13 protein-coding genes are annotated in these 15,752 nt (G+C 64.7%); 9 read left to right on the top strand and 4 right to left on the bottom strand.

Annotated features, from left to right (window positions below):
* Window positions 1-37: 37 nt before the first annotated feature.
* Window positions 38-1,585 (bottom strand): acetolactate synthase large subunit, encoded by a 1,548-nt coding sequence (locus tag VGR99_RS38060; protein WP_326905079.1) that lies wholly within the window; start codon window positions 1,583-1,585, stop codon window positions 38-40.
* A gap of 366 nt (window positions 1,586-1,951) precedes the next feature.
* On the opposite strand from VGR99_RS38060, the gene VGR99_RS38055 reads away from it, so the two are divergent.
* The 3 genes from VGR99_RS38055 to VGR99_RS38045 all read left to right on the top strand — a co-directional run bounded on the left by VGR99_RS38055 (window position 1,952) and on the right by VGR99_RS38045 (window position 4,453).
* Window positions 1,952-2,530 carry a L,D-transpeptidase gene (locus VGR99_RS38055; RefSeq protein WP_326905078.1) on the top strand — a complete coding sequence of 193 codons (579 nt, stop codon included), beginning with the start codon at window positions 1,952-1,954 and terminating at the stop codon, window positions 2,528-2,530.
* 255 nt (window positions 2,531-2,785) lie between these two features.
* Window positions 2,786-3,601 carry a DUF2927 domain-containing protein gene (locus VGR99_RS38050; RefSeq protein ID WP_326905077.1) on the top strand — a complete coding sequence of 272 codons (816 nt, stop codon included), beginning with the start codon at window positions 2,786-2,788 and terminating at the stop codon, window positions 3,599-3,601.
* Between the two features lie 192 nt (window positions 3,602-3,793).
* A complete protein-coding gene (locus VGR99_RS38045; RefSeq protein ID WP_326905076.1) occupies window positions 3,794-4,453 on the top strand; it encodes a peroxiredoxin in 660 nt (219 codons plus the stop codon).
* Between the two features lie 170 nt (window positions 4,454-4,623).
* On the opposite strand, the gene VGR99_RS38040 is transcribed toward VGR99_RS38045, so the two are convergent.
* Entirely contained in the window at window positions 4,624-5,751 is a 1,128-nt protein-coding gene (locus tag VGR99_RS38040) for a threonine synthase (RefSeq protein WP_326905075.1), read from the bottom strand.
* Window positions 5,752-6,063: 312 nt separating this feature from the next.
* Here VGR99_RS38040 and VGR99_RS38035 point away from each other — a divergent pair, with 312 nt between their 5' ends.
* From VGR99_RS38035 to VGR99_RS38010, 6 genes are all read left to right on the top strand, one after another.
* Window positions 6,064-7,320: a GTP cyclohydrolase II gene (locus tag VGR99_RS38035; protein ID WP_326905074.1), complete on the top strand. Its 1,257-nt coding sequence runs from the start codon at window positions 6,064-6,066 to the stop codon at window positions 7,318-7,320.
* Between the two features lie 7 nt (window positions 7,321-7,327).
* Window positions 7,328-8,566: a URC4/urg3 family protein gene (locus tag VGR99_RS38030; protein ID WP_326905073.1), complete on the top strand. Its 1,239-nt coding sequence runs from the start codon at window positions 7,328-7,330 to the stop codon at window positions 8,564-8,566.
* Window positions 8,567-8,733: 167 nt separating this feature from the next.
* Complete coding sequence (gene upp / locus VGR99_RS38025) at window positions 8,734-9,363, top strand: uracil phosphoribosyltransferase (RefSeq protein WP_326905072.1); 630 nt, start codon at window positions 8,734-8,736, stop codon at window positions 9,361-9,363.
* A gap of 138 nt (window positions 9,364-9,501) precedes the next feature.
* On the top strand, window positions 9,502-11,355 hold the full coding sequence (locus VGR99_RS38020) for an adenylate/guanylate cyclase domain-containing protein (protein ID WP_326905071.1): 1,854 nt from the start codon (window positions 9,502-9,504) through the stop codon (window positions 11,353-11,355).
* Between the two features lie 41 nt (window positions 11,356-11,396).
* On the top strand, window positions 11,397-12,299 hold the full coding sequence (locus tag VGR99_RS38015) for a hypothetical protein (RefSeq protein ID WP_326905070.1): 903 nt from the start codon (window positions 11,397-11,399) through the stop codon (window positions 12,297-12,299).
* Window positions 12,300-12,493: 194 nt separating this feature from the next.
* Window positions 12,494-13,327: a G1 family glutamic endopeptidase gene (locus VGR99_RS38010; protein WP_414645221.1), complete on the top strand. Its 834-nt coding sequence runs from the start codon at window positions 12,494-12,496 to the stop codon at window positions 13,325-13,327.
* 63 nt (window positions 13,328-13,390) lie between these two features.
* On the opposite strand, the gene VGR99_RS38005 is transcribed toward VGR99_RS38010, so the two are convergent.
* Window positions 13,391-14,500 carry a M48 family metallopeptidase gene (locus VGR99_RS38005; RefSeq protein WP_326905068.1) on the bottom strand — a complete coding sequence of 370 codons (1,110 nt, stop codon included), beginning with the start codon at window positions 14,498-14,500 and terminating at the stop codon, window positions 13,391-13,393.
* A gap of 3 nt (window positions 14,501-14,503) precedes the next feature.
* Window positions 14,504-15,646, bottom strand: a complete 1,143-nt coding sequence (locus tag VGR99_RS38000; protein WP_326905067.1) for a YjgN family protein — start codon at window positions 15,644-15,646, stop codon at window positions 14,504-14,506.
* Window positions 15,647-15,752: the final 106 nt, after the last annotated feature.

Genomic DNA, 15,752 nt, shown 5'->3' with positions numbered 1-15,752 from the left:
ACAAGAGGGCCGGAATTCGCGGCGCAGCCGGCCAGACTTACATCTGGACTTCGATCAGCCGCGGCCCCGGCTCGGCGACGGCCTCGGCCAGCGCCTTGTTGAACTCCTCGGCATTGGTGACGGCGCGGCCGGGCACGCCCATGCCCTTGGCGAGCGCGACGAAATCCAGCGTCGGGCGGTCGAGGCGGAGCATGTCGTTGGCGCGCTGGCCGGGCTCGCCGGCGCCGACATTGTCGAACTCGCCGCGCAGGATCTGGTAGATGCGGTTGGCGAACACGATGGTGACGATATTGAGGTTCTCGCGGGCCTGGGTCCACAGCGACTGGATCGTGTACATCGCGCTGCCGTCGCCGACCATGGTGATGACCTTGCGGTCGGGGCAGGCGATCGCCGCGCCGATCGAGAGCGGGGTCGAGAAGCCGATCGAGCCGCCCATGTTCTGCAGCCAGTCGTGCGGCGCCGCCGCCGCCGTCGGCGGGAAGAAGCCGCGGCCGGTGGTCAGGGACTCATCCACCATGATCGCGTTCTCGGGGATCGCACAGGCGATCGCCTGCGCGATCGAGGCGAAGGTGAGCGCGCCGGTCGGCTTGACCAGCTCCTGCAGCGCCTGAGGCTTGACGTCCCTGGCGCTCGCCTTCACGGCGCCGGCGAGCGCTTCCAGCGCGGCGACCGAGTTCTCGCCCCAGGAGGTCATGCGATGGACGTCGCAGCCCTCGGGCTTGAGCATGCTCGGCTTGTTCGGATAGGCGAAGAACGCGACGGGATCGTCGGACTCGACCAGCACGATGTGACGGAACTTCGCCAGCATCGGCAGCGCGTTCTCGATGACGTAGTGGATGCGGTCGATCGAGTAGCGGCCGCGGCCGCGCGCCATTTTCGGGCGGAAGGTCGGGCCCATCACGGTGCAGCCGGTCTTGGCGGCGATGCGCTCGGCCAGCGCCAGGCCCTGCTCGCTCAGCGCGCTGCCGGTCATCAAGAGCAGCGTGCCCTCGCCGTCGCCGTGCAGGATCCTGGCGGCCCGCTCGACCGCCTGCGGCGAATAGCTGGCGCGCTGCTGCTCGGCCGGCACCTCGGCGATGCCGTCGGCCTCGTTCCAGGCGGTGTCGGCGGGCAGGATCAGCGTCGCGATCTGCCCCGGCGCGCTCTTGGCGGCGGCGATCGCCGCGGCGCCGTCGGCCGCAACCGATTTGGAGTTCGGCGAGGTCCGGACCCAGGACGACATCGGCCGGGCCAGGCCCTCGATGTCGGAGGTCAGCGGCGCGTTGTAGTCGATGTGGTAGACGGCATGCTGGCCGACGATGTTGACGATGCCGGAATTCGCCTTCTTGGCGTTGTGCAGATTGGCAAGGCCGTTGGCGAGGCCGGGGCCGAGATGCAGCAGGGTCGAGGCCGGCGTGCCCTTCATGCGGTAATAGCCGTCGGCCGCGCCCGTCACCACGCCCTCGAACAGGCCGAGCACGCAGCGCATGCCCGGCACGCGGTCGAGCGCTGCGACAAAATGCATCTCGGAGGTGCCTGGGTTGGTGAAGCAGACGTCCACCCCGCCCTTGACCATCGTCCGCACCAGGCTTTCCGCACCGTTCATTCTGTCTGCTCCCGCAACCGGCGATTTCCAGTGATCCGTCCGATCAATCATTGTTCGCCGCCCCGGTCAAAGCAATAGCGGCCATTGCGGCCCTGCCCCGCAGGACGACACGCTGGTTTGGATAACGCCCCGTTCCGATTGGATCGGAACGGGGCGTTAGATTCCTGTTTTGACGCGTTTTCTTTATGCGAACCGGCATCCACTTCGCTCGAAAACGCTCTGATTGCTTTCCGGCAAATTGGCGCGGTTGCCGATTTGGTAACGGCAATCGTTAAGCATGGCGCCCCTCACGGGGCCGTGGCTTGCGAAAAGCCCGCGAATGTGGCCTCTGGCCGTGTTGAAAGAGATTTTTTGCTGGGGGTTACAATGATCCGGTTTTTTGCCGCACCGATTGCCGCCATCGCGCTCCTGACCGCCACGGCCGGCGGCGCCTTCGCCGAGGAGTTCGACTCCCGCGACATCATGGGCGGTGGCCCGAACTTCTTCCGCGGTGGCTCCAGCCCGATCCCCCGCACCACGGTCATGTACAACGGCAGTTACGCCCCCGGGACGATCGTGGTGAACACCTCGGAGCGTCGCTTGTATCTGGTGCTCCAGAACGGCCAGGCGCTGCGCTACGGCATCGGCGTCGGCCGCGACGGCTTCCGCTGGGGCGGGGTGCACAAGATCACCGCCAAGAAGGAATGGCCGGATTGGACGCCGCCCTCGCAGATGCTGGCCCGGCGGCCCGATTTGCCGCGCCACATGAGGGGCGGCATCGAGAATCCGCTCGGCGCGCGCGCGATGTATCTCGGCTCGACACTCTACCGCATCCACGGCTCCAACGAGCCGGAGACGATCGGCCAGGCGGTCTCGTCCGGCTGCTTCCGCATGACCAACGACGACGTCACCGACCTCTACGGCCGCGTCAGGGTCGGCACCACCGTGGTGGTGCTCAACAACTAGAGCCGCACCGACGGTGCGCTCCCTCCCCCGCGAGCGGGTCGCGACGAGCTTCGCTCGCGCTGGGAGGGTTGGGGAGAGGGTCTCGCCGCAACGGGACAATCCCCCTAGAGGAAAGAACCCTCACCCGCCGCTACGCGGCGACCTCTCCCGCAAGCGGGAGAGGTTGAGCGGACCGCGACAGATGGCAGGAACCCGCAGGGCGCGTGAATATGCGGACTTGTGTGCGCGGCGCGAATACGGCAGCGTTGCGTAACGATGAGCGCATTCAATCCGCCCTCGGCTGCCGTCCGTTTCGCCCTGCTGGCGTTCACCGCGCTCACATGTGTGCCTGACACCGCTACCATCGCCATCGCGGGCGAATTGTCCGCGATCGCCTCGCGCCAGCGTGCCGAGAAGAAGAGCTTCACCGACGGCGAAATCGTCGAGGGTTTTCTCAAGACCGCATTCGGCGCCGAATACCATCTCGCCGGCCGCGTCGACCGCATCCGCAAATTCGACGGGCCGGTGCGCGTGTTCGCCGAGAGCGACCGCGCCGACCGCAAGACCCAATTGGCAAAGGTCGTCGCCGACATCGCCGCCCGCGTGCAGCATCTCGACATCACCATGACCACGACCAGCGAAGCGGCGAACGTGCGGGTCAAGCTGGTGCGCGACCGCGACCTGTTCCGCACCATCGCGAGCTTCTACGGCGTGGACAAGGCGCGCGAGATCCGCACCTCGCTCGATCCGCAATGCCTGTCCGGCTTCCGCAAGAACGACAATTTCGAGATCGAGCATTCCGACGTCATCCTGACCGTCGACAATGGCGATTTCACCTTCCTCGACTGCGCCTATGAGGAGCTGCTGCAATCGCTCGGGCCGATCAACGACACCACGAGCGTGCCGTGGACGATGTTCAACGACAACGTCTCGATGGGCTATTTCGACGTCTACGACCAGTACATCCTCAACCTGCTCTACGACCCCCGCATCAAGCCCGGCATGACCGTGCCGGAGGTCAAGGCCGTGCTGCCCGTCGTGCTCGCGGATGTGCGGGCGTGGGTGAAGCGGGTGAACGATCTGAAGGAATAGGTCGCTCTCCCCTTGTGGGAGCAGGTGGCTCGCTTCCCCGCAACTCTTAAGAATCTTTTCAGAACGGCGCCATGACTTCCCGCCCGCGCGGGCGCAGGCTTGCGGCTATCCGGCTGCGAAAATGCGACCGCCCATTGCGGCCCGCACAGCCGTGACACCAGAAACAATCAGCCACTGACAAGGACACGTGTGATGACACTCGCACTCAACGACATCGCACCGGATTTCGAGGCGCAGACGACTGAGGGCACGATCCGCTTCCACGACTGGATCGGCGACTCCTGGGCGGTGCTGTTCTCGCATCCGAAGGACTTTACGCCGGTTTGCACCACCGAGCTCGGCTACATGGCGAAGATCAAGCCGGAGTTCGACAGGCGCGGCGTCAAGATCATCGGCCTGTCGGTCGATCCGATCGACCGTCACGCCGGCTGGGCCGCCGACATCGCGGAGACGCAAGGCACCGCGCCGAACTTTCCGATGATCGGCGACGTCGATTTCAACGTCTCGAAGCTGTACGGCATGCTGCCGGCCGCGATCTCCGGCGATCCGCTGAAGCGAACGGCGGCCGACAACCAGACCGTCCGCAACGTGTTCGTGATCGGGCCGGACAAGAAGGTGAAGCTGGTCCTGATGTATCCGATGACCACGGGCCGCAACTTCGACGAGGTGCTGCGTGTGATCGACTCGCTGCAGATGACGGCGAAGCACAAGGTGGCGACGCCGGTGAACTGGAAGAACGGCGAGGACGTCATCATCGCCGGCTCGGTGTCCGACGAGGACGCGAAGAAGCAGTATCCGGAAGGCTGGAAGTCGCCCAAGCCCTACATCCGCATCGTGCCGCAGCCGCGCTGAGGCGGCTGCCGCCAAATCCGGGCCGGCTCTCCCCGGGGCCGGCCTGGGTGGTTTTGGCGAGTCGCCGTAGGATGGGTAGAGCGAAAGCGAAACCCATCAGGCTGTATCGACGGCGACGAAGGTGATGGGTTTCGCTGCGCTCTACCCATCCTACCCGTTCATCACCCGTCCTACTGCACGAGATCGGCGACGGTGGACGCGGCCTTCAGCCCCGTGCCGGTGAGGACCGCGACCGTGGTCTCGTTGGCCTTGATGGCCCCGCTGGCCGAGAGTTTCTCGAGCGCCGCGGCCGCGCTGGCGCTGGTGGGCTCGGCGAACAGGCCTTGTCGCGCGAGGCGGCGCAGCGCGGCGACGATCTCGTCCTCGGTGAGCGCGACGGTGCCGCCGCCGCTCTCGCGCAAGGCGGCGATGATCTCGCGCAGGCGCAGCGGGGCCTTGATCGCGGTGCCCTCGGCAATGGTCTTGCTCACCTCGCGCGCGACAGGCGTGTCGACGCCGGCCTTGAAGCTGGCATCGATCGGCGAACAGTTCAGCGGCTGCGCCGCGAACAGGCGCGGCAGCTTTGCGATCTGCCCGGCCTTCAACAACTCGCGGAAGCCGAAGGCGCAACCGAGCAGGCTGCTGCCGGCGCCGACGGGAACGATGACGTTGTCGGGCGCGCGAAAACCGAGGTCTTCCCAGATTTCATAGGCGAACGATTTGGTGCCTTCGAGGAAGAACGGCTGCCAATTGTGGCTGGCATAAAACGTCTGGCTCGACTGGCGGATGGCCTCGGCCTCCGACTCCTCGCGCGGCCCCTCGACGAGCTGCACCTCGGCGCCATAGGCGCGGACCTGCGCGATCTTGGCCGGCGAGGTCGAGGCCGGCGCCAGGATCTTCACGCGCATGCCGCCGGACGCGCCAAGCCCCGCCATGGACGAGCCGCCATTGCCGGACGAGTCCTCCAGGATGGCGTTGACGCCGATCTGCCGGAGGAACGACAGCATCACCGCCGAGCCGCGGTCCTTGAAGCTGCCGGTCGGGTTGAACCATTCGAGCTTGAAGAACGGGCGCAGGTCGCCCCAACCCTGCTGCACCAGCGGCGTGCAGCCGACCCCGAGCGAAATCGGATCCTTGATCTCGACCGGCAGCGCCGCCCGGTAGCGCCAGAGTGACCGCGTCCGGCTATCGATGTCCTCGCGCGAGATCCCGGCCCCCGGTGTCACCAGCAGCGGCGTGCGCTCGTCCGAGCACCAGCGCGGCTGGTCCAGCGGATAGAGCTTTCCATTGCGGGGGTCGATGTAGCTGGCGGCAGGCATTGGGGTTCTCCGGGGTAATCCGTCCGATATGTCCGAATATGCCGGTTTTATCCAGTCGCCTGTTTCGAGGGGATAGAGGCACCCCTTCAAAAATTCAAACGATTACATAGATATAGGGCACATTCCGGCGCCGTTCGTCCATCCGGACGAGCTGGAAGGCGGTCCTGGCCGCCCCGCACGATTAACTTGTCTGTCGTGCCTCGCCGCTACAATATCTTGGATTGAGCTTGCGTCGCCGGTGCTCGGCATTGGCGGTGCAGGTGAGCCAGGCCCGTCCAAGCGGCGGGCCGTTGGCTTTTTGGGAGCCTGGACATGAGCCGCGCGAACCGTACCGACCACATCCGCCTCACCTCCCATCCGGAGCCAGGCCGGAAGGCCGCCTTCCCGATCCATTGGGGCGCCGCGGATGCCCGCGCCCGCGGACCGATCATCGGCACGGTGTCGCGCGCCGGGGATCGCAACGTGATCGGCAGCCATGGCGGCTCGTATGCAATGTACCGGGCACTCGCGGTGTCCGCCGGCGCGCTCGATCCCATCAGGCGCCCCGACCTCACCAACACGTTCCCGGCCGCGACCATCGGCCCGTTCGAGCAGTGGCGCGATCCCGCAAAGATCGTGGCGCTCGATCCCTGGGGCCATCTGGTCGCGGAGAATTTCGGCAAGGACATCGCCGAGGGCGTCGACATCCGCCCGAGCATCGCCGTGACGCGCGCGCGGCTCGATCTGCCTGAGATCCGCGAGGCGCTGGCCGCCAAGCGGCTGCGTGCCGACGGCGAGGTCGTGCATGTCAATGGCAGCGTCTCGGTGGTGAAGATCGCGATCGATCCGGTCTGGTACCTGCCCGGCCTTGCCGAGCGGTTCGGGACCAACGAGAACGAGCTGCGCCGCACGCTGTTCGAGCAGACCGCCGGCATGTTCCCCGAGCTCGTGACCCGGCCGGACCTGAAGGTGTTCCTGCCGCCGATCGGCGGCACCACCGTCTACATGTTCGGCGATGTGACAAAACTGCCGGACCATCGCACCAAGATCACCTGCCGCGTGCACGACGAGTGCAACGGGTCCGACGTGTTCGGCTCCGACATCTGCACCTGCCGGCCGTATCTGATTCACGGCATCGAGGAATCCGCGCGCGGCGCGCAGGAGGGCGGGCTCGGGCTCGTCGTCTACAACCGCAAGGAGGGCCGGGCGCTGGGCGAGGTCACCAAGTTCCTGGTCTACAACGCGCGCAAGCGCCAGGAGGATGGCGATGCCGCTGCCGCCTATTTCGAGCGCACCGAATGCGTCGCCGGCGTCCAGGACGCGCGCTTCCAGCAGCTCATGCCGGATACGATCCACTGGCTCGGCCTGAAGCGCATCGACCGCTTCCTGTCGATGAGCGACATGAAATACGACGCGCTGACCTCGCAGGGCATCGACATCGTCGAGCGCGTGCCGATCCCGCCGGAGTTGATCCCGGCCGACGCCTATGTCGAGATCGCCGCGAAGAAGGCCGCCGGCTATTACTCGACCGACATCGCGCCGGAGAAGGACGTCGACGGCGTGGTCGGGCGTTCGCTGGAAAAATACTGATCGCGCGATGTCGGATTCTTTGGAACAACAGGCCCGCTCCCTGCTCAGCGCAGGAGCGGTGCGCGCGCGCGCCGGCCAGATGCTTCAGATCGGCCTAGCCGGCGGGCTCAACCATTTCACGATCGACCTCGATCGCATGGATGGCGTTGCCGACGCCGTGCTCGCGGTGACGCGAAAGGCCTATCCGACGCTGGACGTTCCCTTCCACGCGCGGTGGCGGCACTTCGTGCTCGGCGACACCGATCGCTGGGCGCGGCTGGCGGATGCTGCATCATGGCCGGATCGCGCGGTGCGGGCGCGCGCGGAGTTCGATCTTGCCATCGTCAGCGTGCTGCTCGATGCCGGCGCGGGTGCCGCGTGGCGTTATCGCGACGCAGTGACGGGACAAGCCATCGGCCGATCCGAGGGGCTGGCGATCGCGAGCCTCGACATGTTTGCGAGCGGCCTCTTCTCCGGCGATGCCCGCGCGCCATTCAGAGTCGATGCGGATGTGCTTACAAAGCTGCCGCTCGCCGCCCTCACCTCCGCGTTTCAAGTCAACGACGCCAATCCGCTGCTCGGCCTTGAGGGACGCACCGACCTGCTGCGACGCCTCGGCAAGCAGGTTGCGGCGCGCCCCGAAATTTTCGGCCTGCACGATACGCCGCGGCCGGGCGGCCTGTTCGACCACATCGCAGCACAGGCCGTAGGCGGCGCGATTCCTGCGCCCGCCATCCTGTCCGCGGTGCTGAATCAGCTCGGACCGATCTGGCCGTCGCGACTTGAGCTTGCGGGCGTCCCGCTTGGCGATTGCTGGCGCTATCCGGCGATCAAGGCTGATGATGCGACCGCCGGCCTCGTGCCGCTGCACAAGCTGTCGCAATGGCTGAGCTACTCGCTGATCGAGCCGCTACAGCGCGCGGGCTTCGCGGTCACAGATATCGACGGCCTCACCGGGCTTGCCGAATACCGCAATGGCGGCCTGTTCGTCGATCACGACGTGCTGCGCCTGCGCGACACTGCTGATGCCGACCGCGCGCATGCGGTGGATTCGCTGCTCGTCGTCGAGTGGCGCGGGCTGACCGTCGCGCTGCTGGATCGCGTTGCCGAACGCGTTCGCGCCAAGCTCGGCCGCACACCGGAGACCTTGCCGCTCGCCAGCATCCTGGAAGGCGGCACCTGGGCCGCCGGCCGGGCCATCGCGTTTTCGCGCCGTCCGGATGGCTCGCCGCCGCTCAAGGTGATCAGCGACGGTACTGTTTTCTAAACCCTCTCCCCTTGTGGGAGAGGGTGCCTCGCGAAAGCGAGGCGGGTGAGGGGTTCTCTCCGCGGACCCATCTCTCAGTGAAGTTCGCGGAGAGAACCCCTCATCCGGCGCTTTGCGCGCCACCGTCTCCCACAAGGGGAGAAGGGAAGAAGCGAGAGCATCCGATCATGGAAGGCGTCACGATCGTCGATCATCCGCTGGTGCAGCACAAGCTGACGCTGGTGCGCGACAAGTCCATCTCGACAAAGTCGTTCCGCGAGCTGATCAAGGAGATCGGCATGCTGCTCTGCTACGAGGTGACGCGCGACTTGCCGCTCACCGACACCGTGATCGAGACGCCGCTCGCAACGATGCACTCGGCCAAGATCGCCGGCAAGAAGCTGGTGTTCGTGCCGATGCTGCGCGCGGGCACGACCTTCGTCGACGGCATGATGGATCTGGTGCCGACCGCGCGCGTCGCCCATATCGGTCTCTACCGCGAGCCCCTGAGTTTTGCCGCGGTCGAATATTTCTTCAAATCGCCGTCCGACCTCAGCGAGCGCCTGGCGATCGTGGTGACGCCTGTGGTCGCGACAGCCAACACGGCCGTCGCCGCGATCGATCGCCTGAAGGAGCGCGGCGCCAAGGACATTCGGCTGGCGTGCCTGATCGCGGCTCCGGAAGGCCTCGAGCGGCTGCGCGGCTTGCATCCTGACGTCCCGATCTGGACGGCCGCGGTCGACGAAGGCCTCGACGAGAACGGCTTCATCCTGCCGGGCCTCGGCGACGCCGGCGACCGCGCTTACGGTACGCGATAACCGGCAAGCCGCCACACCGACCCGCTCTGTCTTGGCGGCGGACAACTTGCAGATGTGTCCTGCTTGATCATGCACACGGGGCAAACCTTCGATCGCCACAATCCGCTCAGATTGTAGTGCCCTTCCTTTGCGCCTGCGATGAAGGTATCCTTCTCGAGGCCGGCAGGCATTATTCCCTATTTTTCGGACGCATTCATAGAATTACATAGAAGCATCAGTCATATGCCCCCATCCGTGCCGGGAGTTCATCGACGCCTAGCGGCAGTCCTCGCAGCCGATGTGGTTGGGTATACCCGATTGATGGAGGCGCATGAGCTGGACACTCACACGCGGCTCATGCGGTTGCGTTCGGAGGTCCTTGACCCTGGTGTCGCCGCGCTCCGCGGGAAGATCGTCAAGAATACCGGCGACGGCTTCCTGGCAACCTTCGATACCGCGCGTGATGCGACGCGTTGCGCCCTTTCGCTGCAGGAATCGGTGGCCGCGAATACCGCGGGGATGCCCGCGGACCAGCGCATCAGCTTTCGCATGGGCTTGAACGCTGCGGACATCATCGTGGAGAAAGATGACGTCTATGGCGACGGCGTCAACATCGCGGCGCGCCTTCAAACTTATGCGCAGGCCGGCGGCATCGTCGTTTCGGGCGCAATCGCGGAGCAGCTCGGCAAGGATTTCGACGTCAACGTCATAGATCTCGGCGATCTGCATCTTCGCAATATGGGGCGACCGGTCCGAGTGTATGCGCTTCACCCGCCCACGCAGCCCGCAAAGCTTGTCGGGGAAGCGCTCGCGGGTCAGGAGCCGCGCCCCTCGATTGCCGTTCTGCCGTTCCGAATGAATCTCTCCAACCCCGACGAGGGCTATTTCGCGGACGGCGTTGTTGACGACATCATCCGCGGCCTTGCCGGGCTCAAGGAGCTGTTCGTCGTATCGAGAGGGGCCAGCCTCGGCTTTGGCGGCCGCAATATCGACGTGCGTGAAATCGGCCGTCAGCTCGGCGTCCGTTACGTCCTTTATGGAGGGGTGCAACGAACAGCGACAACGATCCGCATCGGGACCGAACTCAGTGACGCCGAATCGGGAGAGATCATTCGATCGGATCTGCACGAAGGCGACGTCAGCGAACTGTTTGCCCTTCAGGATCGAATTGCCATCAGTGTCGTAAGGCAGATCGCGCCGCAGGTGCGCGAGCGGGAATTGCTGCGCGCAATGCGCAAGCACCCCCAGAATCTGACCGCTTATGAACTCGTGCTGCAGGCATTCGACCTGTTGTACCGAATGGACTACGATTCGTTTTCGAAGGCTCGGGGTCTGCTCGAGCAGGCGATATCGCACGACCCCAGTTATGCGCTGGCCTATTCCTACGCCGCTCTCTGGTACGTGTTCCGGATCGGAGAAATCGGATCGCCGGATCCGGACGGCGACGCCGTCGCCGGCGCCAAATATGCGGCGGAGGCCATCGCCCGAGGCGGCGACGACGCATTCGCGTTGGCGGTGTATGGCCACGTCCAGTCATTTTTGCTCGGTGATTTTCACAAGGCAAAGATTGCGCTGGAGCGCGCGGTTGCCGCCGGCCCGAGCTCGGCCATGGCCTGGACGATGGCAAGCGCAACGTCGGGCTTTCTGGGTGATGGCCCCACCGCCGTGCGCCAAGGTGAGCAGGGCGTACGGCTCTCCCCGCTCGACGCCCGCTCGTTCTGGCACGAGGGATTGCTGGGGCAGGCTCACTACGTGAATGGCGACTACGAGCAAGCATTGGAGTGGGTGCGCAGCGCGGTGAGCCGCAACGAGCTCATCCGTTTCAATCAGCGCCTTCTCATCGTCACGCTCGGAGCGTTGGGCCGTCAGGAAGAGGCTGCGCAGGCGGCGCATCGCTACCTGCAGATTCAACCGGATTTCTGCATATCATCCTATGCGAAACGCTGCCCATTTCGCGGCGCTGCATTGGAAACCTGGCTCGGGCACCTCCGATCCGCGGGGCTTCCCGACTGATGCCGACTGATGGCGACAACTTTCAAAGAAGGGAAGACGTCATGACAGGTAACACAGGCAATACGGGGAATACCGGAAATACGGGTAATACGGGGAACACGGGCAATACCGGTAACACAGGCAGCATCGGCGGTGTTGGCTGGTTCATTCCCGACCGGGTCGACTTGCCATTCGTCACAAGGCTTGCTCCGGACGGATTAAGCGAGCTTGGCTCCCTGCGCAGGACTCCACCAGGCCATTTCGGCGACCGGCAATGGTCGGCAAACTGGTACGCGTGGCGTGTCTTGCATCAGATGCTGATCAATGTCCCGCATTGGACGGCGACCGTCGATGGCGACCAGGAGCTCATTGACATTCGGAATGCCCTTGTCGCCGACTACAACAGCCAGATTGACAACCTTGTGCTTGCCGCTCGCGACGAACGGCCGGATGCCATGGGACTCATCCTCGCACAGGACGGCGAATTCTTCTCTGATTTCCTGGCCGTCCTGACGATCCGACCGGCAACGCATCCGCAGACCTGGCGCGTATTGAACATCGCCAGTCTGATCGGATCGTTTGTGGCATTGTATTTGAAGGGCGAGTGGGACTTGCCCAGACCAACACAGATCTGCCCCGCATTGCTGCCGCCGATCCCCGTGCCCGGCCACTCATCCTGGCCGAGCGGGCACTCAACGCAGGCGCATCTGATGAAGAACTGCATGCTCAGGATTTTTGCGGCAACGGCGTCAATGCCTGTGGCCGACCAGAACGTGTGGAGCGCCGACTTGACGGTTCTGGCAGACGAGATCGCGCGAAATCGCGAGATTGCCGGCTTGCACTACCCCGCAGATTCCGCGGGCGGGGCCAGGTTGGCGGATTTGATCAATAGCGCGATCCTGACACAAGGCGCCGTGTCAATGTTCGATGACGCCGTGACCGCAGCAGCAGGGGAATGGCAATGAGCTACAAGCAAGGGCTGCACCCCAGATTCGACCTCGGCGCCTTGAGGCAAATCGTCAAAGCTTCGGTAAAGAGCACTCCACCGCCCGCAGGATTCGACCCGTTGACTGCGTCGCAGGACGACCTGAAGAAGTTCGCGTTCCCGGTGCGGCCGGATCGGAAGCGCCAGCCGGCCGAATACGCGTTCTGGCAAAGGATGTTCGCGGAGCAATTGGCGTTCCAAGAATTCGATTTCGATCTATTTCCCCCTATCGTGACTCAGGCGCGCGGATTTTCCGGGCAATCGCCTCGGCGGCAGACCAGTCCCAATTGGTCTGGCGCCTACATCACGCCCAGAGATGGAACGGTATTTTCGGCGATTTGGGCGGAGTTCCAGGTTCCAACGCCGAACCCGCCTCCTGGCGGCGGACCCAGCGACGATGATCGCAGCTCGACATGGATCGGTTTTGACGGTCAGCGTCGATACTACATGTCGACACTTCCGCAGTTTGGCACGGCGCAAGATATCAAGCTGAACGCTGGCGTCCCGGTGAGGTCATTTTACGCGTGGTGGCAATGGTGGGTCAGAGACCTCAATGGCCAGGCGTTCCCCATCAAACTCACTGCACCGGCGATTCATGCCGGCGATCTCATCATGTGCTACATGCAGGTGGCGAGCGATCGCGCGCGGGTCTCGTTCATGATGAAGAATGTCACGACCCGCCGCTTCGTGCACTTCTTTCAGGACCCACCCCAGCCCGGCTGGGGACAGCCGTTCAAGGTTTCAGGAGCGACGGCTGAATGGGTGACGGAGAGACCGGCGATCCCGCCCAATCCCTTCCCGCAGCCGCTGCCGGACTATGGCACGGTCGACTTCCGGGACTGCGGAGCAACGGCGGTCAACATGAGGACCGGTGCGACGGTGGAACGATCCCTCTCCGGGGCCAAGCTCATCGATATGTATGTCGTGAGGCAAAATCCGGAGAGAACCGTAAAGATCTCGATCCCGATGCAGCTCGATACAACGGAATTCCTCACGGAGTTTCAATAGACGCTCGGTCGCATCCACTGATCGAGGAGACCTGCGGCGTGGCAGTCGCCTGCCTTGCTTGCATCAGATCTTGCCGCTGCCGCAGATGCCCTTCAGCGCCCGCCATTCCGTGTCCGTCAACAGCGGCGGGCCGCTGGCGGGACGATCTTCCTTCGTCATGCGCGCGAGTCGGTCCTCGGTGAGCGGATGGCTCGCCAGGATCGTGAAGCCTGATCCACCTTCCTTGCCGGTGATGCGAAACATCAGCTCGGCCGCGGGTTTTGGCGAGCGGCCAAGCTTGTGCATGATCTCGATTGCGAACGTGTCCGCAGCAGTCTCCGCCTCGCGCGAATAGGAAGCCTCGACCACGCTGCGAGAGGCGAAAATCACGGCGGATGAGCCGGTGACGTCGCCGAACAGGAGGCCGATCAGGAACGAGGTGCCACCGTTGTAGATCAGGCCCCGCATGTTGTCGTGATGCTTGAGATGGCCAAGCTCATGGGCGAGGATGCCGGCGAGTTCGTCGGGGCTTTCGGCCTTGTCGATCAGGGCGTTCAGCACGAAGACCTTGCCGCCCGGCAACGCGAACGCATTCGGCACCGAGCTCGGCAGCACGCCCGCCGTCGTGGCGTCGTCGTCGAGGCCGGCGGCATCGCGCAGGCGGTTGACGAGCTTCGTGAACGCGGCCTTGCCCGCGGGGTCTTCGCAGACGCGGCGGCCGAAGATGGTCTTGACCTGGACCTCCGACGCATCGCCGATGCGCCGCTCGATCGGTTTCGGCACCAGCGGCGCGAGACGGTCGGCCGCAAGCGGCACGCCGAACAGCACGACGCAGACGATGGAGACGGCGGCTGCGGCCGACCAGCCGACGATTTTTGCAATACCGCGGCGCGTGGTCTGGTGCTCGTCGAGACGGGTGCAGCGCGCGGTCACCTGCGCGGCCAGCGCGACGTCACGGATCTCGAGCCGCGCCAGCGGCGGCGCCGAGGTCGAGGCGAGACGCAGCACGCCGGCGGGACTGTCGGCGCGGCGGATATCGGCATAGGCCCAGCTGACGGGCGCCCCGCCCTCTTCGGCGATCACGAGCGCATCACTGAGCGTCAGCGCAACCTGCCGCCGGCGGCTCGACACGCCGTCGAAGAAGATCGTCGGCTTTGCGGCCTCTGCCGCCGCCTCGACAGATGTATCGGTCACGACCTAGAACCCTGCGACATCGAGCCCATCGGCAAAGCCTTCGCCAAGCGCGCTGGCGAGATCGCCGCGCCCCTGCACATCCGCCGCCGCACCGATATCATGCACCTGGAGCGTTTCGAGCGCCTTCACCCAGATATCGTGCTGGAGATACATGCGCATCACGACGTTCAGTGCAAGCGCCAGGGCAAGATAGCCGATCACCATCATCACCAGAAGCGGGATGCTCCGCACGATCGCGTCGGGGCCCGTGGCCGGCACGCCGGCTGCCGAGAGCAGCCCGGCCGCACCGGCGATGTAAAGCCCGAACAGAACGCTGAGCAGGATCCACCAGCCGATCACTTTCCAGTAAAGGCCGTAGAACGCGTTGTGCGGCAACTCGGAGGACACGCTGACGCCGCCGATGCGGATGCCGTTGAGCCACCAGCACCACTCGCGCGCCTTGAACTCGGCATAGAAGAACGGGGCGAGCGGGAAGATGAGCAAAGCGATCGGGCTCAGCAGCCACAGCCACCAGCCGCGCTTGAAGAACTCCCAGCCGTCACCTGCGAAGTCGCCGCGCAAATCACCGTAATGGGTGTGCTGCATCTTGTAACGTTCGAGTGAAGCCGCGCGCCACGGCAGCGCCAGGCCGAGGGTCAGGAACACGAGCAGGCCCCACGCCATCGCGCGGAACGAATAGACCCAGCCCGAGCCGTCCATCCAGAACCGCACGCCGCGCCAGACCGTGCGCGTCAGGCGATAGCGCCGCGCGCGAAAAATCGCGAACTGGCCGAAGGCGTAGAAGCTGATGAACAGCGGCGTCGAGGCAAAGCCCTGCCAGCGCTCGAACTCGATGCCGACGAGGAAGTAGGCCAGATAGATCGGCACCAGGATCGCGAGCGCGAACAGAAAGCCGATCAACAGTTCCTTGCCGCGGCCGGTATATTCGGCGGCATCGCCGTCGATGGCGGTGTTCGACCAGAGATGACGGCGGATGTCGGTGACCAGCCAGAACCGGTAGAAGCCGAACGTGACCAGCTCCAGCATGGCACCCTTGGTGACCATCTTGCGGAACACGGAGCGATCGCCGGTGAATTCGACCCGCGTCGGCGGCAGCGGCGGGGGTAAGGGTTCGGAGCCGATGGGGGCCCATTGCATGTCGTTCACGGCGGCAACCTCGGGATGCTGACCTGATCCGATCAAACTATAGATCAGAGGTTAGTCGATCCCCAAGATGAGCGGGTTCGATTCACCTCGATTTCGATCGATTTCT

The sequence above is a fragment of the Bradyrhizobium sp. genome (assembly GCF_035935975.1).
Classification (GTDB): Bacteria; Pseudomonadota; Alphaproteobacteria; order Rhizobiales; family Xanthobacteraceae; genus Bradyrhizobium.
This window is presented reverse-complemented; position numbering and strand designations above follow the sequence as displayed.